This is a genomic window from Tateyamaria sp. GN1-10 (assembly GCF_055693845.1).
Genome location: NZ_JBVFUR010000004.1, coordinates 2,368,731 through 2,393,736 on the forward strand (window position 1 = coordinate 2,368,731; position 25,006 = coordinate 2,393,736).

At 58.2% G+C, this 25,006-nt stretch carries 26 protein-coding genes, 1 other RNA gene and 1 pseudogene; 13 read left to right on the top strand and 15 right to left on the bottom strand.

Translation table 11 applies throughout. The features are described 5' to 3' along the window. Nucleotide 1: 1 nt before the first annotated feature. From ACZ1HN_RS13630 to ACZ1HN_RS13645, 4 genes are all read left to right on the top strand, one after another. Entirely contained in the window at nt 2-1,336 is a 1,335-nt protein-coding gene (locus tag ACZ1HN_RS13630) for a sigma-54-dependent transcriptional regulator (protein ID WP_299206848.1), read from the top strand. 116 nt (nt 1,337-1,452) lie between these two features. Continuing rightward, nucleotides 1,453-2,118 carry an HAD family hydrolase gene (locus ACZ1HN_RS13635; RefSeq protein WP_472729326.1) on the top strand — a complete coding sequence of 222 codons (666 nt, stop codon included), beginning with the start codon at nt 1,453-1,455 and terminating at the stop codon, nt 2,116-2,118. 108 nt (nt 2,119-2,226) lie between these two features. After that, complete coding sequence (locus ACZ1HN_RS13640; protein WP_472727895.1) at nt 2,227-3,033, top strand: endonuclease/exonuclease/phosphatase family protein; 807 nt, start codon at nt 2,227-2,229, stop codon at nt 3,031-3,033. A 508-nt stretch (nt 3,034-3,541) separates the two neighbouring features. Next, nucleotides 3,542-6,295 (top strand): Rne/Rng family ribonuclease, encoded by a 2,754-nt coding sequence (locus ACZ1HN_RS13645; protein WP_472727896.1) that lies wholly within the window; start codon nt 3,542-3,544, stop codon nt 6,293-6,295. A gap of 27 nt (nt 6,296-6,322) precedes the next feature. Here ACZ1HN_RS13645 and ACZ1HN_RS13650 read toward each other — a convergent pair whose 3' ends face one another. Beyond that, complete coding sequence (locus ACZ1HN_RS13650) at nt 6,323-6,550, bottom strand: sulfurtransferase TusA family protein (protein WP_299605630.1); 228 nt, start codon at nt 6,548-6,550, stop codon at nt 6,323-6,325. A gap of 93 nt (nt 6,551-6,643) precedes the next feature. Between ACZ1HN_RS13650 and ACZ1HN_RS13655 the strand changes: the two genes are divergently transcribed. From ACZ1HN_RS13655 to ACZ1HN_RS13670, 4 genes and pseudogenes are all read left to right on the top strand, one after another. Beyond that, nucleotides 6,644-7,396 carry a cytochrome c biogenesis CcdA family protein gene (locus ACZ1HN_RS13655; RefSeq protein ID WP_299206840.1) on the top strand — a complete coding sequence of 251 codons (753 nt, stop codon included), beginning with the start codon at nt 6,644-6,646 and terminating at the stop codon, nt 7,394-7,396. 59 nt (nt 7,397-7,455) lie between these two features. Next, nucleotides 7,456-8,676 (top strand): hypothetical protein, encoded by a 1,221-nt coding sequence (locus tag ACZ1HN_RS13660; RefSeq protein ID WP_472727897.1) that lies wholly within the window; start codon nt 7,456-7,458, stop codon nt 8,674-8,676. Beyond that, nucleotides 8,673-10,012, top strand: a pseudogene (locus ACZ1HN_RS13665) (cytochrome P450). Before ACZ1HN_RS13660 ends, ACZ1HN_RS13665 begins: the two are co-directional and overlap by 4 nt. 85 nt (nt 10,013-10,097) lie before the next feature. Continuing rightward, a complete protein-coding gene (locus ACZ1HN_RS13670; RefSeq protein WP_472727898.1) occupies nt 10,098-10,991 on the top strand; it encodes a fructose bisphosphate aldolase in 894 nt (297 codons plus the stop codon). 146 nt (nt 10,992-11,137) lie between these two features. On the opposite strand, the gene ACZ1HN_RS13675 is transcribed toward ACZ1HN_RS13670, so the two are convergent. From ACZ1HN_RS13675 to fumC, 4 genes are read right to left on the bottom strand one after another with little or no spacing between them, the layout of a single operon-like run. Continuing rightward, entirely contained in the window at nt 11,138-11,353 is a 216-nt protein-coding gene (locus tag ACZ1HN_RS13675) for a ribbon-helix-helix domain-containing protein (RefSeq protein WP_299702475.1), read from the bottom strand. Continuing rightward, nucleotides 11,350-11,511: a hypothetical protein gene (locus tag ACZ1HN_RS13680; RefSeq protein ID WP_299605614.1), complete on the bottom strand. Its 162-nt coding sequence runs from the start codon at nt 11,509-11,511 to the stop codon at nt 11,350-11,352. The genes ACZ1HN_RS13675 and ACZ1HN_RS13680 overlap by 4 nt, the downstream gene beginning before the upstream one ends. Nucleotides 11,512-11,552: 41 nt before the next feature. Continuing rightward, on the bottom strand, nt 11,553-11,765 hold the full coding sequence (locus tag ACZ1HN_RS13685; protein ID WP_472727899.1) for a DUF4169 family protein: 213 nt from the start codon (nt 11,763-11,765) through the stop codon (nt 11,553-11,555). Further along, entirely contained in the window at nt 11,762-13,153 is a 1,392-nt protein-coding gene (gene fumC, locus ACZ1HN_RS13690; RefSeq protein WP_472727900.1) for a class II fumarate hydratase, read from the bottom strand. Before fumC ends, ACZ1HN_RS13685 begins: the two co-directional genes overlap by 4 nt. A gap of 178 nt (nt 13,154-13,331) precedes the next feature. On the opposite strand from fumC, the gene ACZ1HN_RS13695 reads away from it, so the two are divergent. Beyond that, nucleotides 13,332-13,901, top strand: a complete 570-nt coding sequence (locus ACZ1HN_RS13695; protein WP_299206825.1) for a hypothetical protein — start codon at nt 13,332-13,334, stop codon at nt 13,899-13,901. Nucleotides 13,902-13,909: 8 nt separating this feature from the next. On the opposite strand, the gene ACZ1HN_RS13700 is transcribed toward ACZ1HN_RS13695, so the two are convergent. The 10 genes from ACZ1HN_RS13700 to ACZ1HN_RS13745 all read right to left on the bottom strand — a co-directional run bounded on the left by ACZ1HN_RS13700 (nt 13,910) and on the right by ACZ1HN_RS13745 (nt 21,823). Continuing rightward, nucleotides 13,910-14,416: an SspB family protein gene (locus ACZ1HN_RS13700; RefSeq protein ID WP_299206823.1), complete on the bottom strand. Its 507-nt coding sequence runs from the start codon at nt 14,414-14,416 to the stop codon at nt 13,910-13,912. Nucleotides 14,417-14,492: 76 nt separating this feature from the next. After that, entirely contained in the window at nt 14,493-15,746 is a 1,254-nt protein-coding gene (gene chrA, locus ACZ1HN_RS13705; RefSeq protein ID WP_472727901.1) for a chromate efflux transporter, read from the bottom strand. After that, nucleotides 15,743-16,468, bottom strand: coding sequence for a rhodanese-like domain-containing protein (locus ACZ1HN_RS13710; protein ID WP_472727902.1), 726 nt, complete (start codon nt 16,466-16,468; stop codon nt 15,743-15,745). The genes chrA and ACZ1HN_RS13710 overlap by 4 nt, the downstream gene beginning before the upstream one ends. 358 nt (nt 16,469-16,826) lie before the next feature. Continuing rightward, complete coding sequence (locus tag ACZ1HN_RS13715; RefSeq protein ID WP_299206817.1) at nt 16,827-17,255, bottom strand: ester cyclase; 429 nt, start codon at nt 17,253-17,255, stop codon at nt 16,827-16,829. A gap of 99 nt (nt 17,256-17,354) precedes the next feature. Continuing rightward, nucleotides 17,355-17,706, bottom strand: a transfer-messenger RNA (tmRNA) gene (gene ssrA, locus ACZ1HN_RS13720). Nucleotides 17,707-17,783: 77 nt separating this feature from the next. Further along, nucleotides 17,784-18,137 carry a DUF4345 family protein gene (locus ACZ1HN_RS13725; RefSeq protein WP_472727903.1) on the bottom strand — a complete coding sequence of 118 codons (354 nt, stop codon included), beginning with the start codon at nt 18,135-18,137 and terminating at the stop codon, nt 17,784-17,786. Nucleotides 18,138-18,174: 37 nt separating this feature from the next. After that, the gene (locus ACZ1HN_RS13730; RefSeq protein WP_472727904.1) at nt 18,175-18,867 is read right to left on the bottom strand and encodes a lysophospholipid acyltransferase family protein; all 693 of its coding nucleotides are present in this window, start codon (nt 18,865-18,867) and stop codon (nt 18,175-18,177) included. A gap of 71 nt (nt 18,868-18,938) precedes the next feature. Further along, nucleotides 18,939-19,586 (bottom strand): hypothetical protein, encoded by a 648-nt coding sequence (locus tag ACZ1HN_RS13735; RefSeq protein ID WP_299702452.1) that lies wholly within the window; start codon nt 19,584-19,586, stop codon nt 18,939-18,941. A 6-nt stretch (nt 19,587-19,592) separates the two neighbouring features. Next, the gene (locus ACZ1HN_RS13740; RefSeq protein ID WP_299605597.1) at nt 19,593-20,993 is read right to left on the bottom strand and encodes a selenium-binding protein SBP56-related protein; all 1,401 of its coding nucleotides are present in this window, start codon (nt 20,991-20,993) and stop codon (nt 19,593-19,595) included. A 74-nt stretch (nt 20,994-21,067) separates the two neighbouring features. After that, nucleotides 21,068-21,823 (bottom strand): FadR/GntR family transcriptional regulator, encoded by a 756-nt coding sequence (locus ACZ1HN_RS13745; protein WP_472727905.1) that lies wholly within the window; start codon nt 21,821-21,823, stop codon nt 21,068-21,070. Between the two features lie 69 nt (nt 21,824-21,892). On the opposite strand from ACZ1HN_RS13745, the gene ACZ1HN_RS13750 reads away from it, so the two are divergent. The 4 genes from ACZ1HN_RS13750 to ACZ1HN_RS13765 are packed head-to-tail and all read left to right on the top strand — an operon-like array spanning nt 21,893 to nt 24,999. Next, nucleotides 21,893-22,681 (top strand): DUF2182 domain-containing protein, encoded by a 789-nt coding sequence (locus ACZ1HN_RS13750; RefSeq protein ID WP_472727906.1) that lies wholly within the window; start codon nt 21,893-21,895, stop codon nt 22,679-22,681. A gap of 1 nt (nt 22,682) precedes the next feature. Continuing rightward, entirely contained in the window at nt 22,683-23,390 is a 708-nt protein-coding gene (locus ACZ1HN_RS13755; RefSeq protein WP_299196282.1) for a DUF1326 domain-containing protein, read from the top strand. Continuing rightward, nucleotides 23,387-23,896 (top strand): DinB family protein, encoded by a 510-nt coding sequence (locus ACZ1HN_RS13760; protein WP_472727907.1) that lies wholly within the window; start codon nt 23,387-23,389, stop codon nt 23,894-23,896. Before ACZ1HN_RS13755 ends, ACZ1HN_RS13760 begins: the two co-directional genes overlap by 4 nt. Then, on the top strand, nt 23,896-24,999 hold the full coding sequence (locus tag ACZ1HN_RS13765; RefSeq protein ID WP_299196287.1) for a dimethylsulfoniopropionate demethylase: 1,104 nt from the start codon (nt 23,896-23,898) through the stop codon (nt 24,997-24,999). Before ACZ1HN_RS13760 ends, ACZ1HN_RS13765 begins: the two co-directional genes overlap by 1 nt. Nucleotides 25,000-25,006: the final 7 nt, after the last annotated feature.

Genomic DNA, 25,006 nt, shown 5'->3' on the forward strand with positions numbered 1-25,006 from the left:
AATGACACAAGCCATGAAAATTGCCATCGTCGATGACGAGCAGGACATGCGCCAATCCATCAGCCAATGGCTGGCCTTGTCAGGCTACGACACCGAAACCTTTGCGAGCGCCGAAGATGCTCTCAAGGTGCTGGGGCCGGAATATCCTGGCATCGTGATTTCAGACATCAAAATGCCCGGAATGGACGGGATGCAATTTCTGAAGAAGTTGATGGGCAATGACAGTGCGTTGCCGGTCATCATGATTACAGGCCACGGCGATGTGCCCATGGCCGTTGAAGCGATGCGGGTGGGTGCGTTCGATTTCCTCGAAAAGCCCTTTAACCCTGATCGCATGAGTGAGCTTGCAAAGCGCGCTACCGGCGCCCGCCGTCTCACTATGGATAACCGTGCGCTGCGTCGCGAGTTGAGCGATGGCGGCCAGTTGATGAAAAAGCTGATCGGCCAGTCGCCTGTGATGGAGCGTCTGCGCGAGGATATTCTGGATCTGGGGCAGGCCGACGGTCACGTGCTGATTGACGGCGAAACTGGCACAGGCAAGACGCTGGTCGCCCATGCACTGCATGCCGTTGGCAGCCGCGCCGGCAAGAAATTCGTATTGGTCAGCTGCTCGGCTTGGGAAGAGGAGGCGCTGGCCAAGCGTCTGTTCGGTCCCATGTTGCCGGAGGACAGTGCCTTGCCCGCGATCGAGGAGGCACGCGGCGGGACCCTTGTTCTTGAGGATATCGAAGCCCTGAGTGAGGCGCTTCAGGCCCGACTGTTGTCGATCATCAACGAGCAGGGCACCCCGGCAGAGACCCGTATCGTGGGCATTTGCAACATGCAGGAAGCCGGCCGGACCTGTGAGGACGCGCTGCGCCCCGACCTTTATTACCGTCTGGCGGCCCTGAAGATCACTGTGCCCCCGCTGCGCCAGCGGGGCGAGGACATTCTGACCCTGTTCACCCGGCTGAGCGATCAGTTTGCGGATGAATATGGCTGTGAGGCACCCAAGGTGTCGGCGCAGGAGGCGGCTCAACTGTTGCAGGCCCCGTGGCCGGGTAATGTGCGCCAGTTGATCAATATTGCCGAGCGCGCCGTCTTGCAGGCCCGTCGCGGCACCGGATCCATTGCATCCTTGTTGATGAACGATCACGAGGAAATGCAGCCTGTGATGACCACAGAAGGCAAGCCTTTGAAAGAATATGTCGAGGCTTTCGAACGCATGCTGATCGACAATACGATGCGTCGTCACAAGGGGTCCATCGCCAGCGTCATGGAAGAGTTGTGCCTGCCGCGTCGGACTCTGAACGAGAAGATGGCCAAATACGGTTTGCAGCGTTCTGACTATCTCTGATCACCTTACGTGACAGCCTGTTGAAACAAGTGACCGCCGGGTTTCCCGGCGGTCATTTTGTTTCGTATGCGGGCGTGGCATGAGTGCGGCATTGGTGTTGGGAGATTGCAGTGATGATGCCGGATGCTTTCCTTTTTGACATGGATGGGCTGATTTTGGACAGCGAGCGGGTCTACGGCGCGGTGGCAAGGGATATTCTGGTGCCACATGGGTTCGCCGCTCAGGCCGTTGATGCGCATTTTCTAACGTTGGTCGGGGTTTCGGGCGACGCTGCGCGGCAGCGGCTGGAATCGTTTCTGGGCCCGGAATTCGATTTGGCCGGGTTTAATGTGGCCTGGCATGCTGAGGTGTCCCGCCGGGTGGCGCAGACCGTGCCCTTGCGTCCGACGGTGCGTGACAGCCTCGAGCGGTTGGCCGGGCAGGGGGCCAGGATGGCCGTTGTAACCTCGACCAATGGTGACACTGCACGCAAGCATCTGGATAAAGCCGGGCTTTTGCGACATTTCGAGGCGGTCGTAGGCGGCAACGAGGTGCCAGCACGCAAGCCGGATCCGGCCCCATATCTCCAGGCGGCGGCAGCCCTTGCCGTGGACCCCACACGCTGTGCGGCTTTCGAGGACAGCGACAGCGGGATTACAGCGGCTGTGCGCGCCGGTTGCATCGCTGTACAGGTGCCGGACTTGCGTCCTGTTGACACGCCCTTACCCTCGCTTGGCCAACGGGTTGCGCCCGATTTGTGGGCGGCTATCGAAGAAGTCGGCGGATTTGGAATTCATCTTTAGCCTGGTCAGGGCACTCTGATGTTGATCCGCGAAGCATACTTGTCTGTCCCCGCCACCAGTGAGACGGTGCCGACGTGAGCAGCGGGTCATTGGTGGGGTCATGCGACGATGAAGATTGTCAGTCTGAATGCCTGGGGTGGGCAGGTCTGGGATGCACTTGCACCTTGGATTGCCAGCCTCGATGTCGATGTTTTGTGCCTACAGGAGGTCACACGCGCCCCGGTGCAAAGCCCTGAATGGTTACGTTATGTCGATCCCTACCGCGATCTTGCACAACGGTCGGACCTGTTCGGTGACATTTCTGCGCTGCTTCCGGACCACCAGTCCTTTTTCGCGGCGGCGACGCGCGGTGTTTTAATGGATGACAAAGGCGTTGCCGTCCCCTCTGAGCATGGCTTGGGCTTGTGGGTTCGGCGGAACTTGGCGGTTACACAATTCGCGCAGGGTTTTGTCCATGGCACGTTTCGCCCAGATGGCTGGGGCGCAGAACCCGTGCCACGCGCGATGCAGGTGGTACGGGTGCAGGACCCCGGCACAGGTCAGTCGCTTTGCGTTGGCCATTTCCATGGATTGCGAGACCCGTCGGGCAAAGGCGACACGGCGGCCCGTACACGGCAGACCGAACGCGCGATAGCTCTCTTTCGCTCGCTCTGGCAGCAAGACATCCCGGCGGTACTCGCGGGGGATTTCAACCTCTTACCGGACAGTGCCAGTTTTGCGCAATTTGCACAGAACGGCCTGCATGACTTGATTGCCCATCACCGCATCATGGATACCCGCACGACGCTTTATACAAAGAGCCAACGCTTTGCCGACTACATGTTGGTGTCCAATGACTTAATGGCCAAAAGCGCCTTTGATGTGCCGGATCAACCCGAAGTATCGGACCACCGCCCATTGATCTTGGTAACCTGAACGAGTGCTGGTTTTTGCCCGGATCGGTTGGTGTCAACTGCGAGACACGCGCGTCATCTAGAGAGGTTGCGCGCACTTTTTCGTACCGGGAGGGAATGGGAAGATGCGTCATTTGCCGGTTCGGGCGATTGCCCATTGTCATTTACCCCACCTTACTCTTATCTAAAGAGACGAAGCAAATGCGCCTGTGGTGCGTCGCTTCGTTTGAGTTTCGCTGTTGGACGGAACGGACAGGACACCCTGCCGCAGTTCACAGACCGATTGGGCCAGCAATGGCCACGAATTGCTGACGCGGACCAAGGTCTGGCGCAGCTTATGAACGGACACGATGCAACGAAGCACCGTGTCGGAGAAGAACCGCGATGACGCGCGTGAGGACAGTACAGTTCCCGGCAGAAGGCCCCTCCGGCCTGATCTGCAGCGCGTCCATATTCGCTCAGACAAGACACGCCCCCAACACGCTTGCGCCGCCAGGCGCCAGACGATTGCGGGCGCGCAATGGAATTTCATGCCAAAGAAAATGCTTATCGATGCCACCCACGCGGAAGAAACCCGCGTTGTGGTGGTCGACGGAAACAAGGTCGAGGAGTTCGACTTTGAATCCGAAAACAAACGCCAGCTTGCTGGCAACATCTATCTCGCAAAGGTAACACGGGTCGAACCGTCGCTTCAGGCGGCGTTTGTGGACTATGGCGGCAATCGCCATGGGTTCCTTGCGTTCTCGGAAATCCACCCGGATTACTACCAGATCCCAGTCGCTGACCGCGAGGCGTTGATGGAGGAAGAGCGCGCCTATGCCGAGGCGTTGAAGGCGCGCGATGACGAAGAGGATAAACCCAAGCCGACGCGAAAGCGGTCGTCGCGGTCGAAGTCCAAAGCGTCAAAAGCCGCTGATACGGACGCCAAGGTATCGACCGAGATTGAGGGAATGGAGACCATCGACCTCGATACAGGCGCTGATGCTGAAACGGATGTAGCCGTTCCAGAGGGAGAGGCCTCTTCCCCAATGGAAACGGTCAAGGATACGCCTGTTGATACGCCGGAAGCGGGCGAAGAGATTTCCGAGGCTGATGATACCGCAGAGAAGGTTGAACCAGCAGCGGAGGATGAAACCTCTGCATCTGAAACCTCGGCAGCCGATGAAGCTGAAAAAGCTGTAGATACGGATGAGGCTGATGAAGCAGAGCACGATGCTCCGACTGCCGATGCCGTTGAGGACGATGACGTCAAAGCGAAGGGGGCGGATGCAACATCCAAGGATGACAGCATCGAATCTGTCGCGGATGAGGACGACAGCGAAGACATTCGTCCGCCGCGCAAACCCAGGCCGCGCCGCTACAAGATTCAGGAAGTCATCAAGGTTCGTCAGATCCTGCTGGTGCAGGTGGTCAAGGAAGAACGCGGCAACAAGGGTGCTGCCCTGACCACCTACCTTTCGCTGGCTGGACGCTATTGTGTACTGATGCCCAATACCGCCCGTGGCGGTGGTATTTCCCGCAAGATCACCAATGCTGCCGACCGCAAGAAGCTCAAGGAAATCGCAAACGAGATCGAGGTGCCGCAGGGTGCCGGTCTGATCGTTCGGACAGCAGGGGCCAAGCGCACCAAGGCCGAGATCAAACGTGACTATGAGTACCTGCAACGCTTGTGGGAGCAGATCCGCGAGCTGACGCTCAAGTCCATCGCGCCCGCGAAAATCTATGAAGAGGGCGACCTGATCAAACGATCGATCCGCGATTTGTACAATCGCGAGATTGACGAGGTGTTTGTCGAGGGCGAGCGCGGCTATCGCATCGCCAAGGACTTCATGAAAATGATCATGCCGTCCCACGCCAAGAACGTGAAGCAGTACCAGGACAGCCTGCCGCTGTTCGCCCGCTACCAGGTCGAGACCTATCTGGGTGGCATGTTCAATCCGACCGTTCAGCTGAAGTCGGGCGGCTACATCGTGATCGGCGTGACCGAAGCTTTGGTGGCCATTGATGTGAACTCCGGCCGGGCGACCAAGGAAGGGTCGATCGAGGAAACCGCGCTCAAAACCAATCTGGAGGCTGCTGACGAGGTGGCGCGCCAGTTGCGTCTCCGTGACCTTGCCGGTCTGATCGTCATCGACTTCATCGACATGGACGAGCGTAAGAACAACTCCGCCGTTGAAAAGCGTATGAAGGATCGCCTGAAGACCGACCGCGCCCGCATTCAGGTGGGTCGGATTTCCGGCTTTGGCCTGATGGAAATGAGCCGTCAGCGTCTGCGCCCCGGCATGATCGAGGCAACGACGCAACCCTGTCAGGCGTGTCATGGCACGGGCCTTATCCGGTCGGATGATAATCTGGCCCTGTCCATTCTGCGCCAGATTGAGGAGGAAGGGACGCGCCGCCGCTCACGCGAGGTGTTGATCAATGCGCCTGTTGGCATCGCAAATTTCCTGATGAACCAGAAGCGCGAGCATATCGCGCAGATTGAGGGCCGCTATGGTCTTTCTGTCCGGATTGAAGGTGACCCGCATCTCGTGAGCCCCGACTTCTCGCTCGAGAAATTCAAGACCGCAACTCGCGTTGTGAACGCGGTTGAGGCGCCCGTGGTGTCCGTCGATACATCGATCATGGACCAGATAGACGAGGACGAAGATGCCTTGTCGGAGGTTGTTCCAGAGACATCCACAGGCGAGGACGGTGAACCAAAGCCCAAACGTCGTCGTCGTCGGCGTCGCAGCCGGAGCCGCAGCAAGTCGTCCGGCACGGAGACGGTGGCTGATCAGGTAGAAGGTGAAACATCAGAGGCCAATGAAGCGGCGTCTGACGAAGCGGCACCACTTTCCGACGAAGCACCAACTGCCGAGGAGCCGAAGCAAGACGAGGCCACGGAGCAGGCGGAAAAACCGGTGAAGAAGACCACGCGAAGCCGGTCGTCTCGGTCTCGTCCGTCCACCAAGGCCAAAGCGGACGCCGCAAAGGCTGCGGCAACAGAGGCGGAGAGCGCTGAAACTGAACCGGCTGAGGTGAAACCTGAGGTCGAAGCACCTGAGGTGCCAGTTGAAGAGGCGACAGAAGCACCCAAGAAAACCTCGACGCGCTCTACACGGTCGCGCAGCACGAAGTCCAAGACGGTGAAAGCCGATGATGCGTCTGCGTCTGAACCGGTGTCGAAACCAGTGCAGGCAGAAGAAGTGAAGGTGCCAGAAGCCGTGGCCGAAGCACCAGCATCTGTTCCGGACGACCCACCCAAGCCAAAAAAGCGCGGCTGGTGGTCGCTTGGTAAGTAAACAAAGGGGCGTGCCAGCGGCGCGCCCTTATCCTTTGCGGATTGTGTAACGCTGGATTGGACCGCTGGTGTCTGCTGAGACAAGTACGTGACCCGCCTCAGTGCAGAAATGGGGCACGTCCACCACTGCCGCAGGATCGTCAGCGGCGATGATCAGCAAGTCGCCGGAGGAAAGCTTTTGCAGGCGCTTGCGTGCCTTGAGCACGGGCAAGGGGCATAGTAACCCGACCGCATCTAGTTCGTGTGCGTCATTCATAAAAGCCGAAATAGGCGCGATGTTACATCCTGTCCACAGACATGTGACCGTGTTGCACGTGACGTGCGGGATAAGGACGGTTAGGTGGGGGATATGTTCGGAATCGATATCATCGACGCAAGCCTGATTCCTGCCATGAGCGTTGCGCTTCTGGCAGGCATCATCAGCTTTCTCAGCCCCTGTGTGCTGCCTATTGTGCCGCCGTATCTGGCATACATGTCGGGCATGACTGTCGGAGAGATGTCAGAAGGCCAGTCAGGCCGCAGCCGTGCCACTGTCACCGCTTTGTTCTTTGTGCTTGGCTTATCGACTGTCTTCATCATTCTCGGCTTTGCCGCGTCAGCCTTTGGCGCGTTCTTTTTGCAGAACCAGATACTCTTCGCCCAGATATCCGGTGCCGTGATCATGGTCTTTGGCCTACATTTTCTGGGTGTGTTCCGCATTCCATTCCTTGACCGTGAGGCGCGGATGGATGCGGGAGATCAGGGTGGGTCGTCGTTTGGTGCGTATATTCTTGGATTGGCTTTCGCATTCGGCTGGACGCCGTGTATCGGTCCGCAATTGGGTGCTATTCTGACCCTTGCAGCATCTGAAGCCTCGGTCACACGGGGTACATTCTTGCTTGGCATATACGCGGCCGGCCTGGGTATTCCGTTCCTGTTGGCCGCAATGTTCATGAGCAGGGCGATGGGCTTCATGAACAGGATCAAGCGACACATGGCCTTGATCGAAAAGGTTATGGGCGGACTGCTGTTGCTGGTCGGTGCTGCGATGCTGTTTGGACTGTTCACCCGGTTTTCGTTCTGGTTGCTCGAGCAGTTCCCGGCACTCGCCACATTGGGCTAAGCAGTCACAGCCTTACTTTGGCCGTAGAAGCGCGCTAGATTGCACCAAAAGGTGCATGAATGAGCAGGCCGCATCCAAAATCCGTCTCGTGTCGCCGGGTGTTCTACATTCCTGGCTACGATCCGATTCATCCCCGCCGCTACCGCGAACTCTATCGCAAGGAAGGGGCGACACAGGCGGATATCTCGGGCTACCAGATTGCACTGCGTCCGGCACCCAAATCTGAACATTATGGCTGGCAGGTCGATGCTGAGATGGATGGCACCAATGTGCATGCGGATATTGAGGTTCTGGTCTGGTCCGACATTGTGCGTGGCTCAATGGAGGCTTCGATACCCGGCACATATTTGCAATTGATGCGTACGGCGTGGACCTACATTGCCTCCGGCGCGTTGCGCCGCTTGATGCGACTGCGGAAAGGGCCCGTGATTGCCGCCTTGTACCCCGTTGGCATGTTGCTGGGACAAGCCTTGCTGGCTTTCGCTCTCTGGTATGCCCTGTGGCGCGCTGGCGCGGTATTTGGCTCCGTTGGCTCATGGGGGGGGCTGCTTCTTGGCGCCGCGGCTTGCATCACTCTATTGCGTTGGTTCAAGTCCAAGGATGGCAAGATTTTTGCCTACTACCTCATGCATGACTATGCCTATTCCGCTGCATCCAAAGGGGCGAACCCACCCGCATTGGAAGAACGCATGCGCGACTTCCGGAGCAGTATAGCGGCGGCCTTGTCAGAAGACGTCGACGAAGTGCTGATCGTTGGTCATTCATCCGGTGCCCATCTGGTCGTTTCGATCCTGGCAGACCTGATCCGGGCGGGGCAGGTGCCCGCCAATGGACCTGCACTGGCATTCCTGTCCTTAGGGCAGGTGGTTCCCATGGTGTCCTTCTTGCCGGACGCACACCGCCTGCGTGCCGATCTTCAATTTCTGTCGGTGCAGGACGCATTGACGTGGGTCGATGTGACGGCGCCGGGCGACGGATGCGCCTTTGCGCTGTGTGATCCCGTATCGGTCTCGGGTGTTGCTCCCAAAAACAAGCGTTGGCCGTTGGTGTTCTCTGCCGCCTTTACTCAAAGCCTGAGTCCGGCGCGTTGGAAAGAATTGCGCTGGCGTTTCTTCCGGCTGCATTTTCAGTATCTCTGTGCCTTCGACCGGCCCAAGGACTATGATTATTTCCGGATCACGGCGGGGCCGCTGACATTGGCGGATCGATACGCAGATCGCCCACCGTCAAAGTCACGCATAGATCACGCAGTGTCCAAGTACACGTCAGTCGCCGCATGATCCCACCCAAGCCCCCAGCCGCCCGGACCGTGTGTCGCTGTGGCGCTACATGCAGCTCTTTCGACAGGACATCCTATCGGCCCAGCCTGCACGTCTGTACCGCGCGTGGATGGCCGAGTTTCGGACGCCGTTTTTTCGCAGTTACCTGATGAACCAACCGGAGTTGGTGAAAACGGTCCTTAAGGACCGGCCGGAGGACTTTCCAAAGTCTGACCGTGTAAGTGAGGGCCTGCGCCCTTTACTTGGGAATTCAGTGTTTCTGACCAATGGGGAGACATGGAAACGACAGCGGCGCATTATTGATCCGGCGTTTGAAGGCGGGCGCCTGCGCGAGACGTTCCCGGCCATGTGGGATGCTTCGGAGGCCGCCGCCAGTCGTATGTCCGAGGGCGTGATTGAGATCGAAGAACAGACCAGTCATGCGGCGGCTGATGTCATCTTCCGCACGCTCTTCTCCATTCCGATCGAGGACGCGTTGGCCAGCGCAGTGTTTCACGAGTTCCGCGCTTATCAGCGCAGCCAGCCAATTCTGAACCTTGCCGCCTTTGTCCCATTGCCGCGTTGGATGCCACGGCTGTTTCGCCGCGACACAAGAGCCAGCGCGGCGCGTATTCGGGCGTTGATTGCCAAGTTGGTTATTCAGCGAGCACAGGAGATTGCCGACGGCACCGCGCCTGATGATCTGGCGACCAAGATCATGACGACACATGATCCCGAAACAGGCGAGACCTTTTCCCCCGAAGAAATGATGGACCAGGTTGCGATCTTTTTCTTGGCGGGTCACGAAACCAGTGCATCCGCGCTGGCATGGGCGCTGTATCTGATGGCCCTTTACCCGGAGTGGCAAGAAAAAGTGGCTGCAGAGGCGACGGCTCTGGCAGACTGCGATTTCGCCGTGATGTCAAAACTGCCGGTGACCCGAGACGTGTTCCGCGAGACGCTTCGCTTGTATCCACCTGTCCCGATGATGGTGCGCGAGGCGGCTTGTCCTGAAAAGTTCCGGGATCGTGAGGTGCCGCAGGGCAGTCAGCTGGTGCTGAGTCCGTGGCATTTGCACCGTCACGAGCGGTTGTGGGAGCGCCCAGACGAGTTTGACCCAGGTCGATGGCAAACCGAAAACGGCAAGACATGTGGGCGTGATGCCTACATTCCATTTTCTGCTGGCGCACGGGTTTGTACGGGCGCCGGATTTGCCATGGTCGAAGGTCCGCTGATTCTGGCGCGGTTGCTGCGTGATGTTACGGTATCATGCGTGGAGGGACGGGCGCCCGTACCTGTGGCACACCTGACCGTTCGTGCAAAAGACGGAATCTGGCTTCATATCGGCAAAAGATAGCGCAAACAGGGGCTTGGCGGGATTTCTTGCACGGCGTTAATGCGTTAGGTCTGGGGCAATTGAAGTCATGACTTTGGAGCACGGTATGACCGACTTTGCCAAGATGCAGGACCAGATGGAAAACGGAAGCGGCTTTATCGCTGCCTTGGACCAGTCTGGCGGGTCCACGCCAAAGGCGCTTGCGCTGTATGGGGTGGATGCTTCGGACTATGGGTCCGAAGACGAAATGTTTGGCGAGATCCAGAAAATGCGGGAACGCATCATCCTGAGCCCGGATTTCACAAGCGCCAAGGTCATTGGCGCAATCCTGTTCGAAAAAACACTGCACGAACAGATCGAAGGGCAGGCGGTGCCATCGTACCTATGGGATAAGCGTGGCGTGGTGCCATTTCTGAAGATCGACAAGGGACTGCAGGACGAGGCCGACGGGGTCCAGTTGCTCAAGCCCATTCCCGGGCTGGCGGAGACGCTGGCGGCGGCTAAGGCGATGGGCATCTACGGCACCAAGGAACGGTCCGTGATCCACGGGGCCAATGCGGATGGGATCAAGGCGATTGTCGCAAACCAGTTCGACGTCGCGCATGAGGTTATAGGCGCTGGTATGGTCCCGATCATCGAGCCGGAAGTGAACATTCATTCCGAGACCAAGGCCGAGGCTGAGGCGATCTTGGCTGAAGCCCTGCTGGCACAGACTGAGGCGTTGGGCGAAGGCCAAGACATCATGCTGAAGCTGACCTTGCCCGAGCAACCCGGTATCTATGATGCGTTGGCAGATCATCCGCGTGTGCAGCGTGTTGTCGCGCTGTCCGGTGGATACTCGACGCAGGATGCCAGTGCGCGGCTTGCCCAGAACCACAAGATGATCGCGAGCTTCAGCCGTGCGCTGACCGAAGGATTGCAGCGCGACATGAGCGACGACGGCTTTCACGCAGCGCTTGGTGGCAATATCAATCAGATTTACGAGGCATCTGTTGCATAGGCTTTTCGCTAAAAACAAAGTGCTCCGAGCCCGGTGACTTTTTGAGATAGTGGTTTCGGAGCGGAATTGTGCGTACCGGACCACTGTCATTGAAGACGGTGATCCGTGCTATGGGCCTAAGGTCGCGGCGGCAAAGCAAGTATTTACTACTCCATCAGCCGCTTGAGGACAAAGACCCGAATAGCGGATGCAAGTCCAACATTGGTGCCGCGCCCCGCATCAATTTCAGCTGCTAAATCATTGATTGGGCGACGCTCTTCTTCCGCAATCATGCGAAAGGCATTCCAGAATTCAGGCTCCAGTGACACGCTGGTGCGATGGCCCTTGAGGGTGAGGGAGTGCTTCTGTGGCCGGGTGCTCACTGCTCTGCCCAGAACCGCCGTGACGGGTCGAGTTCGGCAATACGCTCATATGTGTTCAGCAGACGCGCCAACGATCCCTGGTTGGCACGAATATAACGGCGCGCGCGGCGCAGGGCGCGGATACGGTCGCGCACGGCTGTGTCATCGATCTGTGTCATGAAACACCTATAACTCTCAACGCCGCTAACTTGACTAAGATTTATGGCTTTTTGTCGTTCCCATTCGCACCATACGGGGACGTTTCGGCGGCTTTGCCGTCCAAATCTCGCGCAGACCGGGAGTTTTCCCGCTTTGCGCGATCCTTTTCCGCCTTGGTCAGCCCAAATGTGACCGCATTGGCGTCGGCGCGCGCCTTCTTCTCAGCGCGCGCACGGGTCTTGCGAACCTTGTTTAGGTTGATCGGTGTGCTCACTTGGGGCCGATCATGTTTTCTGGGCGCACCACCTCGTTGAACCGTTCTTCGGTGACAAAGCCAAGTTTCACTGCTTCTTCTATCAGCGTTGTGCCGTTCTTGTGTGCGGTCTTGGCAACCTTCGTTGCGTTGTCATAGCCGATCTCGGGCGCCAGGGCGGTGACCAGCATCAGCGACTCGCGCATCAGCTTGTCAATGCGCACTTCGTCCGCCTGCAGCCCATCCACCAGATTGTCCGTGAAGGCGGAACAGGCGTCTCCAAGCAACTGCATGGATTGCAGCACATTATAGGCCATCATCGGCTTGTAGACGTTCAGTTCGAAATGCCCTTGCGACCCGGCAAAGCCCACAGCGGCGTCGTTGCCCATGACGTGGGCACAAACCTGTGTCAGTGCCTCGCATTGGGTCGGGTTCACCTTACCCGGCATAATGGACGAACCCGGCTCATTCTCGGGCAGAACCAGTTCACCAAGGCCGCAGCGAGGGCCGGAACCCAGCAGCCGAATGTCATTGGCGATCTTGAAGAGTGACGCAGCGACCGTCTTCAGTGCGCCGGACATTTCGACCATGGCATCATGGGCTGCCAGCGCCTCGAACTTGTTGGGGGCGGTGACAAAGGGCAGGCCGGTGATGTCAGCCATGTGGCCCGCGACCGCCTCGGCCCAGCCGACCTTGGTGTTCAGGCCAGTGCCAACGGCTGTGCCGCCTTGCGCCAATTCGTAGATGCGGCCCAGCGCGTCTTTGACTCGCTGAATGCCCATGGCGACCTGATGGTTGTAGCCCGAGAATTCCTGGCTAAGCGTAAGCGGGGTTGCGTCCTGCGTATGGGTTCGACCGATCTTGATGATCCCATCGAACTGCGCGACCTTGGCTTCGAGCGCCGCGTGCAGTTTCTCAAGACCCGGCAAAAGCACGTCGCGCGCTGTCATCGCGGTCGAGATGTGCATGGCCGTCGGAAATGTGTCGTTCGACGACTGGCCCATATTGCAGTGATCGTTGGGGTGCACCGGGTCCTTTGAGCCGATCACACCACCCAGAATTTCGATAGCACGGTTCGCGATCACCTCGTTGGCGTTCATGTTCGATTGCGTGCCAGACCCGGTCTGCCAGACCACCAGCGGAAAGTTGTCATCCAGCTTGCCCGCAACGACTTCGCCCGCCGCTTCGATGATCGCATCGGCCAGTTTCGCGTCAAGCGTGCCCTGCGCCTTGTTCTGCATTGCGCAGGCCTTCTTGATCACACCAAGTGCTCGCACCACAGCCACAGGCTGCTTTTCCCAACCAATCGGGAAGTTCATGATGGAGCGTTGCGTTTGCGCACCCCAATACTTGTCGGCTGGAACCTCCAGCGGACCAAAGCTGTCGGATTCAGTGCGGGTGTCGGCCATGGGGCGGCTCCTTTTAGGCGTGTCGTCGTGATGTCATGCATCTACCGGCCAAGGGCAGCGCAGACAAGGACTGGTGCGCTGGATCATGGATGATGTCATCACACATTGGCGAACCGAGGGTGCATCCGTGTGCGAGCGTTCCTATATCTGGGGAAACAGGAGGAAAAAGGACCACCTCATGAATGTCTCACGCGCACTTGTTGGCGGCTCGACGCGGCCCTTTTTTGCTGCCCTCTTTGCACTAGGCTTTACCATGCTCGCACTTGGGGCACCTGTACGGGCGGATATTGCACCGTTTGTCGGTGAATACTCGGGCAGTGCCGATGTTATTCAAGCGGACGGAACAAAGATTCCCCGCGATATGAGCGTAAAGATCAATACGACGAAATACGGGTTCACTGTCACGTGGACATCGGTCACGCGTAGAGCATCCGGTAAGCTGTCAGAAAAATCATATTCCGTCGATTTTGTGCCAAGCGGCCGAGGCGAAGTCTATGCAGCGGCTCAAAGAAAGAACGTTTTTGGTCATGAAGTGCAACTCGACCCGATGAAAGGCGAACCCTATGTTTGGGCGCGCATCGATGCAGAGACGCTGACGGTCTATTCCCTGTTCGTGAGCACCGATGGTGGTTACAGCCTGCAGCAATATGACCGCACATTGACTGAAGGCGGATTGGACTTGAACTTCCAGAACATCCAGGACGGGGAAATCCTGCGTGCAGTGGAAACATTCCTGACCCGGGACTGATTGCCGGGTTACTTCCTGAAACTGTCGAGAGACACGATGTCGGCATCTTTGCCCTCATCGTCAGCCTTCGCTTTGTCTTCAAGCGCTGGTTTGGGGGCGGCGGGTGCGCGGCTTGGTAAGATTTCCGGCGGTGTCGCTGGCGCGGTTTCGTCTTCGTCCTCGCCTTGGGTCTCAAAGCGGAGCCCAAATTCGACCGACGGATCTACAAAGGTCTTGATCGCATCGTAGGGTATGTACAGGGGTTCCGGGGCATCGCCGAAGTTCAGTGTCACGGCAAAGCCCTCGGCCCCGACATCAAGTTTGTCATACCAGTGCTGCATCACCACCGTCATTTCGCCCGGGTAGCGATCACTCAGCCAGTCGGCCAGCTCGGCGTCTGGGTGGCTTGTGTCGAAGGTAATGAAGAAATGATGTGTGCCGGGTAGCCCGTTCTGTGCAACATCCGTCAACACCTTTCGGATAAGGCCGCGCATGGCCTCGTGCATCAGGTTGCCGTAATCAATGCTCCGGCTCATGGTGATCCTCGTGCTGCGTGTATCAACCATATCCCAATTTAACGCAGAGGGAAGAGGTGGCGCGCGTTCAATGGGATTAAACCAGCCCCAAAAGTGAAAGTGCGCAACCTGACGCCGCCATGATCGCCAATGTCGCCAGCAAACTGACGCGCAAGCGCAGCATCAAAAGCCCTGCGGCAACTGTCAGGCCGATCGCCCAAGGATTGAGGGTCGAAGGGTCTGGGACGGGCAGGGCGCCTATCTTGGCTGTGCCGACATCTGCAAACACGACATGCAACGCAAACCATACCGACAAGTTCAGGATGACGCCGACCACGGCAGCCGTGATACCCTGCAACGCGGCCGACAGCCGGGGCCGTGTGGCGATGTGATCCAGATATGGTCCAGCCATAAAGATCCAGAGAAAGCACGGCACAAAAGTCACCCACAGCGTCAGCGCGCCTGCCGCAAGGGCAAGTGTCAGACCGCCCTGAGCGTAGCCCGCAAGCAGTGCCACGAACTCGGTTACAAGGATCAGTGGGCCGGGTGTGGTTTCTGCAAGCCCCAGGGCGTCTATCATCTGCCCGGTTGTAATCCAGCCGTGATCCTGGACGACTTGCTGGGTCATATAGGCGAGCACGGCGTAAGCCCCGCCAAACGTCACGACCGCAAGTTTGGAAAAGAACAGGCCGATTTCGAGCAGGAAACTCTGGGCAGTGAGCCATAGCGCAACAAGCGGCGCGAGCCAGAGTGTCCCGAAAACCGCGATGGTGCGCGCAGTTTGGGTCCTGACCGGGGCGGGGTTTGTCACGGCGGCTGCACCATCGGCACGCAACGCGCCAACCAAGCCTGCGCCAATCACGACCAAAGGGAAAGGGGCACCAAACACGAACAACGCAACAAAGGCCGCGCCAGCAAGGCCCCACGCGATAAGGCCGTTCAGTGCCTTTTGTCCCAGCCGCATAAGTGCCTGCAACACGACGACGATGACAGCCGCCTTGATGCCAAGGAACGCGGCCTGCACCATAGGGATATCGCCAAAGCGAATATAGGCGAGTGCGAGAACAAGGATCACGGCGGCCCCCGGAATGACAAAAAGCAATCCGGCAAGCAGCCCTCCCGCCACACCGCGCAGCCGCCAGCCCGCATATGTGGCCAATTGCATTGCCTCGGGTCCGGGCAGCAGCATGCAGAGCGATAGGGCGCGCAGGTACTGATCCTCGGTCAACCACTTTTCGCGCGACACGAGCGTGTCGTGCATTAATGCAATTTGTGCTGCAGGCCCACCGAAAGACAGCAAACCGATGCGTCCGAAGACCTGGATCAGTCGGGACCAGCTCTGTTCCCTCATGCGACCTCCTGCCGATCGGATTGCCGATGTACCAGCCAGGCCGCGTCAAGAAACGGCAGGGCGGCGTGTATCAAGTCTTCATCACGTTCATGAAGATTGGACAACACGCCAAGCAGTGATGTGACGGGATTTGTCAGAGTATCAACGGATGTGACAAAATCCAAAAGATCAGGATACCTGAGGCCGGTTGCGGCGAAGCTCTGAGCAAGAGGGGTTTCTGGCAGAGCATATGCCTCAAAGCGCGCGGCAACATCCTGCACATGTTCGGAGGCCACCCACATCAGTATGGCGCGGGGGTCATACCAGCGAAGGATCACCCAAGCAGCAATACACGCATGTGCGTCGCGGGTCGCATGCAAAACCCATGATGTTCCCGGTGCAGGAGAGTCGCTCAACGCAATGCGTGGATAATTGGCGGTACACCATGCGCGGTTCCCGCCTGTCAGTGCTCGTGCGTCAAAGCCCATGCTGCGCAATTGGGCTGCGGCGCCATGCGACAGCTTCAAACCCTTTTGGCAAATAGTGATGACTGGTCTGTCTCGGGCATGTGCAGCACCCCACAGCTGGACGTCGCGGTGTTGGACATGTTGCGCGCCAGGCAGACGCCACGGTTCAGCTTTAATGTCTTCGGTTAGGCATACGTCGATCAGGCACGGCGCCTTGTCTGTTCCCAACAAAGTCAGTAGTTCAAACGCAGATATGGAGTAATACGAATGGTCCATTGCAGCATCCTTTGAGCACAACAAAAGGATGCGACGTTTGGGCCAGTAAGGATGTTCGGCCTGATGGGGCAGTCGCGTTGGCCCCGCTGACAAAATTGCGCTTGGATGTCGCGTCCGTCAACCCTTTGGATTGCCGGAAGCTTTGCAGATTTAAATGCAACCCCATAACGAAGTCGACATACCGGTAGCAGGCTCAGCATGTTTTAACAGAAAGGAATTTCGAAGCAGAATGGCTGCCGGATGTGGGATACGATCGTCAACTGCACAACAGAGCTTACTGAATGGTAGGTTTCTCGTGTGGACACTGGAGAAAATGGGAGTGCTGACAGGAAGGTATGAACAAAACACTTTGCAGCCACTATCGCAGACGCGTCCCGCCAAGCATGACAGCCATCGCATTTTCGGGAAGTAAGCTGAGTTGCTCAAATAGCGTCAGTGAATCTGTGCCCGTGTAAATTTCGACCATCTGCGTTCCCTCGAACCGTGCGATCACTTGCCCGAAGACATGTACCGGATCACCCGTGTCCGCCGAGTGACTTTTGATCTCAACCAATGCCGATAGCCAGTCGTCTTGCTCCATGGTGATTGGCAGGGTGATTTCGATGGGGCCAAGCAGTTCGCGGACCATGGTCACAAGCTCGCTGAGGTCCTCGATCGAAAAGGGAGTATCGCCCATGATCCCGCGCGAGCGGGCGTTGGGCGCAAGAAATTTGGGGATCGCGTCAAGATCACCCTTGATCCACACCTCGTCGTACCAGCCTTGCAGGGTCTTGACCTTGTGCGGCATGCGCCCCTCGTATTCAATCGGACTATTAACACCACAGCGATAGCGCCACGGACTTAACAATCCTTGAAGGTATTCAGAAAACACGAAAATCTTTGTGAAAGTGCAGGCTTCTGTTGCCAGGTGCCTGCGAACCCCGCCTAACGCGGCTAGGCGCTAGGGCTTAAAGTCGGTTCGACTAGGACTGCTTACGCAGCCATAGCAACCGGAGCACGATTGTCGTTTGCAATTGTACTGTTTTCGCCGGTAACGGTGGCAGACAGCCGAGACAAAGCTAACACCTTTAGACGTCCGTCGATCCTATTTCGGCCCCATGATCCCGCAAACGACAGGATATTTGGTGGAGCCGCCGGGTACCGCCCCCGGGTCCGATCCGTTTATTACGAGCGCGTTTATGTCCATAGTCCCGAAGGACACCGATTAGATAAGTGAAGAGCGCACCTTTTGCAATCTGTGAGGGGCTCAAGTCGGGAATTTTTTGAAATAGGAAATGGAAATGGTGCTCATTAAGTTTGGAATGTAAGCCTCTGATCAAAAGGGATTAGCGATCAGAAACCATCCTGCAAGCACTGCTTCGATACCACCAAAGATCAACACTTTTTTCACCGGAGGTTTGTCAAACACTAAAGACAGACACCGCCCCAAGGCCGCGCCGGCAAAGGCAAAGCCGATCATTGCATAGGCCAATGGTGCATCGATCCAGATGGCAGCGAGCCCCGCCACCACAAAAAGCCCGCCCACAGAGGCGCGCATTTCGCTCAGCCCCATGGTGCTGTTTGTCGGCGCAAGGTCTAGAGCGGAGGCCGTGTACCGCGGCGCTACAAAACCGAAGAGGCCGAAAGCGATAGTCAGGAGTGCGGCGAGGATGTTCAGTATGTCGATCATGCGCGGCACGTAGGGCCAAGTATGGCCCGAGGCAAGTCTAGAAGCTGTCGCGTATGGGTGTGTTAAACCGGTCCTCAAGATCTTTGTTGAAGGCCGCAAGATCGATGCCCGGGTCGAGGTCATCGACCGTTTTGATGTCGACCGAGATATGGCGACGCCCCTTGCTGCGTCCGATGAACGTCCAGAAATAGTCATATCGCGCGGGTTGGAACCGGCCCAAACCGTCGAGCCTGAGCAGCAGGACGGGGCTATCGGGGTTGGCTTGCAGGATGTCTTGCGCACCGGACAGGTGTGGTGCAATCACCTCGGGTTCCTGTTGTCGTGTGTGACCTGAGGGGAACAGCAGGATGCTTTCGCCACTATCGAGGGCAGACAGAATACGTTGCATGCTTGCCTCTTTCTGGGCTTGCCGCTTTTCCGCTGGCCAGGACTTGGGTGAACTGACCGGGATCGCACGGGCCACGAACATGGGGAACCATTGCATCCAGTTGTAGTATTCTTTGTAGTGCACAACGGGCCGGATACGCTGCGTCGTATAGAGGATCGCGGCGATCAACGGTCCGTCGAAGCGGCTGACATGGGTGGCAAGGATCAGCGCGCCTTGCGTGTCCTGTAGCAGGTGTTTGCCCGAGCAGCTGACATTGTAGAACAGCGAAAAATACGTGCGCACAATGGCAAAGAAAAAGTGGCGCAGCCATTTACCCAATGTTCTATCGATCAGTCGCAACATATTGGGCATTCCGGTACCGCACGTCTCTTCTCAGACAGTTGCGGTCTGTTGCCGCCAGGTCAATGCCTTTTTCAGAACGCGGTCCACAGCCCGACACCACCTACCACAATCAGGCTGAGTGCCCAGACAAGCTCGAGGTCGAACCAACCCCGCTTGAGGAAATTGAGGCCCAACCAGCGGTGCACGGCATAGGCCACGGCCCCGCCAGACCCCATCATGGCAGCGGTGTGCAGCACAGCCACGCCAAGGGCCAGCGCTGTTGTTGCCATCAAGGCGGAGGCTGCGCGGTGGCCCGCATCCAGTTCCTCAATTGCACATAGGCCCAGGTAAATCGGCACCAGCATCAAGGCGGCGCCATGCGCGAGTGCGACAAGGAAAGACCACAGCGTAAGCTTGTGCGGAGGAATGCGCGCAAGGAAACGGGGATGTTTGCGCGTGATGGCAAGGTAGACGCCCATCGCAATCACGATCAGCCCCGCGCCAATGCGTATTTCGCCTTGGTAATCGATCAGCAATGTCATCATCGAAAACGGCAGCAGAATGCCCAGCATAGCCACGAAGTGACCGAGCGATAGGGCACCCAGAGCGGGCCAGAGCGCACTGCGCCTGCGTTCAAACAGGGCCGACGACACAGCCAGTGGCCATCCCATGCCGGGGTTCAGGCCGTGGTAGAGGCCGGAGAGGATGACGGCGAGCCAGAGGCCCGCCGCCGTCGTCATGTCCATTTAGACTGATGGGTAGCAGAAACTGTCCGTCGAACAGTCGCCACCTTCAAGCCGGATCTGGTGGCTGCGGTAGCCTTCGGGAAACTTGGTCCAGAAGTTTTCATCCAGCGTCAGTCCGCCATCTTCACCCACGTGGGCCATGACCATCGCCGCACCACGCTCGCCGGGATAGAACTGGTCATCCCAGGTGGAATAAAGCGAGTTGGTCCAGTAAACGCGTTTGCCATCGCGGCTGATCTCGACCATCTGCGGACCGTAGCCAAAGTCCTTGCCATTGGGGTGTTTGGTTTTCTTGACGATGCCGCCAATTTCGACCTTGCCAGCGAGCACGGGATTCATCGGATCGGACACGTCGTATTGATGCATTTCACCAAGACCCCAGCAGGCAACGTAGAGGTACTTGTCATCGAGGCTCAGGTCGATGTCTGTGACCAGCGGTGGCACCGCACCAAAGCCCTTGAGGAGATCGGGCAGGTCGTCCGCGTCCGCAGGCACGGGGTCGATGGTGATCGTCTTCTTGGCCTGCCATTCACCGTCCTCATCCCGCCACCAGGTAAAGATCGCACCCTGCAGGTTGGTGGTGTCGACCACCACGCCACAGAAGCCGTATTCCTTGACCGGGTCATGGGCAGGGCGGATCTCCAGCGCCATCTGGTGGTTTTCTCCCAGGTCGATGGACTTCGTTACCTTGCGCCCGCGCAGGTCCCAGAAGTGGATCGTGTGGCCGTATTTGTTGGACAGAAGATCCTCGGGCACCACACCATTTTCGAATTGCGGCGGGAGGCCCCATTCGCTGCTGACCATGTAGTCGCGCGGCAGGTTCCACCAGAAATCGTAATGCTTGTCCTGAATGCCGCGGTCCATCTCGTAGCGGCCCAGAATGTCGAAGGTTTCGCAATCCATGATGAAGATACCGGGAGGGCCATCGGTGCCATCCTCACCACCGCCGCCCAGGGTCGATACATAGATGCCCTCGGGTCCGCAGTGAATGGTGTGAGGGCGGGAATAGCCCGTCTTCTCAAACAGTTCTTCGGGTTCGATGATCTTGTGGATCTTGGCTTTGAGCGGTTCCTTTACATCAATAATGTAGATGCGCGACGACCGGATGCCAGGAATGATCAGGTAACGGCGTTCAAGAAACGCGTGGCCGGTGAGGGGGCTGAGCGCCGAAGAACAGGCATTCCAACCGAAATGGTGAAACTCGTCACCAAGGTTGGGGACATAAAGCTCATGGACGATCTGGCTGTAAGTGTCGCTCGTGGGATCAACATCGACAACCGCAAGGCCATCGGGTTTGGTCCCATCAGGGCTGAGCATCAGCGTAAACGCCAATTTCTCAACCGGGGCTTCCATGGCCATCTTGGGCGAGGGGTGAAATGTGGGATCTGGTCTTAAATTCATAGCGTCCTCCCTGACGTATGGTTGACGATCAGTGCCCGACCCCTCGGATGCCTTTGCGACTTTTTGGGGAAGGATCAGGCGGTCTTGTGCTCCTTTTCTGCGGCCTTTTGCGCGCGGGCAGTGACGACCGAATGGGCCAGCTCTCGCGTGTAGGCTTCTAGTTTGACCAATGTCGCGTCGATCTTGGGTGCATCCTGCGCCTCGACCGCGTCCGCGATGTCTGTGTGCAGCGCCACGATCGCTTCGCGCGACCGGGCAGTGAAGGTGATCATGTTCATCAGGGGCTGCATGGCCTCGACGGCACCCGCAAGCTGATAGCTGAGCACCTTGTTGCCTGCGCCGTCCACCAATGCTCGATGAAAGGTAACGTCAGAGGCGCAAAATGCCTCATCCGTGAGGCCCGGCTGCCCCTGACGGTGGATTTCAGCGCGCATGGTCGCCAGTTGATCCGGCGTGCGACGTTCAGCAGACAGTGGAGCGCAGGCACGTTCGAGCGCGTACCGGGCTTCGCACGCCACATCGAAGCTGACGGCGTTCATGGACAGCAACAAGGTCGAGGTCGTGACTTGTTGCGCGTAGGCATCTTCGAACCGCAGCCTGTTTACGAACGCGCCACCGGTCGCGCCGCGCTGGGTGCGGATCAGCGATTGCGCAGCGAGTCGCTTCAATGCTTCGCGGACCGTAGGCCGTGACACATCGAAGTGGTCGGCAAGCTCCGCTTCGGACGGAAGCCTTTGATCCACAATCAAATCACCCGCTATGATGGCATCGCGGATCGCCTTGGCAATCTGGGCCGAAAGATCAACTGTGCTGTCGGGATCAATTTTCATTTGTCTTACATTTTAATGTCTGACATTTAATCTGGCAAGCATTGAGTCGCATGAGGTCAGGGAGGACACATGTCGCACATCGTTCGTTCGACCCTGTGGCTTGGGTTTTTCGGCGCGATTTTGGCGTCGTGGTGGGTCATGTATTCCATGTCGATGAACATGGACCTCGATCTGATCGGACGGCCCGGAGAGATGGGCGCGCACATGGCAGCTATGGACCCGCGCATGCCCATGTACATGCCCATGGCTAACTTCGGTCCGCTGTTCGCGATGTGGGCGATCATGATGGCGGCGATGATGCTGCCAACACTGGTGCCGACCTTGCGCAGCTACGAGGACCTGATGGTGTCGGCAAACGGCACGCGGGCAGGGTGGCTGGGTGTGCTACTGGGCTACTTCGTGGTTTGGGTCGCCTTTGCTGCGCTGATATCGGCTGTGCAACTGGTCTTGCTTTATGGTGGCATCATCGACATGCTGGGCATATCCAAGACCACCACATTTGCGGGCCTGCTGCTGCTGGCCGTCGGTCTGTTCCAATTCACCCGAGCGAAGGAAATCTGCCACGGCGTTTGCCATAGCCCCATGACCTATTTTCTCGGCCACTGGCGCACCGGTTTTGCGGGCGGGTTGCGCATGGGGCTCGGCCTCGGCGCGTTTTGCGTGGGCTGTTGTTGGGGCTTTATGGCCCTTGGCTTCGTTGGTGGGGTGATGAGCCTTTTGTGGATGGGCCTTGCCACGCTGTTTATGGTGATCGAAAAACTGCCCCAGATCGGGCATGTTGTTACAAAACCCATGGGGGTTCTACTGGTGCTGGGTGGTATCGGTGTGCTCGCATACCCCGTTGTTTCAGGAGGATAAGATGGCCGTGAAAAAACGCCCCGACGCGGATAAGTTGCCGGTCAGTCAGCGCATCGACAGCCGGATGCCCAACCCGGGCCGGCGGCAGATGTCGCCCACCGAATGGGCTATCAAGGGCGAACTGTTTCTCAACTGTTCGTGCGAGCTCTTTTGTCCCTGCGTCGTCTCGCTTGGCGCGCATCCCCCCACTGAAGGGCATTGCCACGCGTGGATGGCCATTGCCATCGACGAAGGGCATTTCGAAGGCGAGGACCTGAGCGGCCTGAACGTCGGCCTGATGGTCGATATCCCTGGTCGTATGGGGGAAGGCGGCTGGCGCGTCGCGGCCTATGTGGACGAGCGCGCAAGCGGCAAGGCCTACAATGGCATACTGCAGATATTCTCTGGCGCCGCAGGCGGCACTACGGGCCTCTTCACCATGCTGGTCAGCGACATCGTGGGCGCCGAACGCGAGAAGGTCGAGATCGTGCGCGAAGGCAAGAAACGCGGCCTCTATATCGGGCGCAAGATCCAGGGCGAGATCGAGATGATCACCGGCAAGTCCGAGGATCACCCGGTGATGATCACCAACTCCAAGTACTGGATGGGGCCGGATATCATCGCAGCCCGCGGCGTGAAATCCAAGGTGCGTGACTACGGCCGAATCTGGGATTTCGGCGGCAAATCCGCGGAAATCTGCCCGATCGACTGGAAAGGTCCCAAGCCATGATCGACGCGGGTTATGTACGTACCATGGCCCGTTACAACGCCTGGCAGAACCGCCAACTGACGGAAATGCTCACAGGCGTGCCGGACGAGGACCTGCGCAAGGATCGCGGCGCGTTCTTCGGGTCCATCATGGCGACGCTCAACCACATCCTGTGGGGCGACACGATCTGGATGAGCCGGTTCGACGCGGACCTGCCTCCGCCGTCGGTTCCGCCCGAACAGCACAAGGAATTCACCCCGACATTCGCGGTCTGGAGTGCGGAGCGCTTCCGCATGGACGGCACGATCCGCCTTTGGGGCGACCGCCTCGACACCGTCGCGCTCAAGGGCGATTTGTCTTGGCATTCCAGCACCTTACAGCAGGACTTTGAAATGCCGCTTGAAACCTGCGTGGTGCACCTTTTCACCCACCAGGCCCACCACCGGGGTCAGGTCCACGCCATGATGACGGCCGCCGGTCTGACCGCTCCCGTTACTGATATTGTGTTCATGCCAAAGGACGACTGATGGCCGTCATATCTCCGTCACGCCGCCTGCGCCGCACACCCTTTTCTGAAGGGGTCGAGGCGGCAGGCGTCAAAGCCTACACCATCTACAACCGCATGCTGCTGCCGACCGTGTTCGAAAGCGTCGAGGCAGATTACCGCCATCTCAAAGACCACGTTCAGGTCTGGGACGTCTCGGTCGAACGGCAAGTCGAACTTCGCGGTCCGGACGCCGGGCGGCTGATGCAGATGCTGACACCGCGCGATCTGCGCCGGATGCTGCCGGGACAGTGCTACTACGTGCCCATCGTGGATGAGACGGGCGGCATGCTCAACGATCCTGTTGCGGTCAAGCTCAGCGAGGACCGGTGGTGGATTTCCATTGCTGACAGCGATCTGCTGCTCTGGGTCAAGGGCATCGCTAACGGCTACCGCCTGGACGTGCTGGTGGATGAGCCGGACGTGTCGCCGCTGGCCATCCAGGGGCCCAAGGCCGATGATCTGCTGGAGCGCGTGTTTGGCGACCGCGTGCGCGACATCCGCTTTTTCCGCTTCGATATGTTCCAGTTCGAGGGGCAGGACCTGGCCATTGCCCGCTCAGGTTACTCCAAGCAAGGCGGGTTCGAAATCTATGTGCCAGACAGCGCGCTTGGCATGCCGCTGTGGGACGCGTTGTTTAACGCAGGCGAAGACCTACAGGTCCGTGCGGGCTGCCCCAATGCCATTGAGCGGATCGAAGGTGGGCTCTTGAGCTATGGCAATGACATGACCGACGACAACACACCGCATGAGTGCGGGTTGGGGCGGTTCTGCGACACGCAGACGGCTATCGGTTGTATTGGACGTGATGCGCTTTTGCGCGTGTCCAAGGAAGGGCCGGTTCAGCAAATTCGCCCCATCGTTATCCATGGGGATGCGGTGCCGACCTGTGACCGGCCTTGGCCACTTCTGGCCGGCGGTAAACGCGTGGGGCAGGTAACGTCGGCTGCATGGTCGCCGGACTTTAAGACCAACGTGGCCATCGGTATGGTGCGCATGACGCATTGGGATCCCGGAACTGACCTCGAAGTCGACACCCTCGATGGGATACGCCGGGCCACGGTACAAGAATCGTTCTGGTTATAGATGTGGA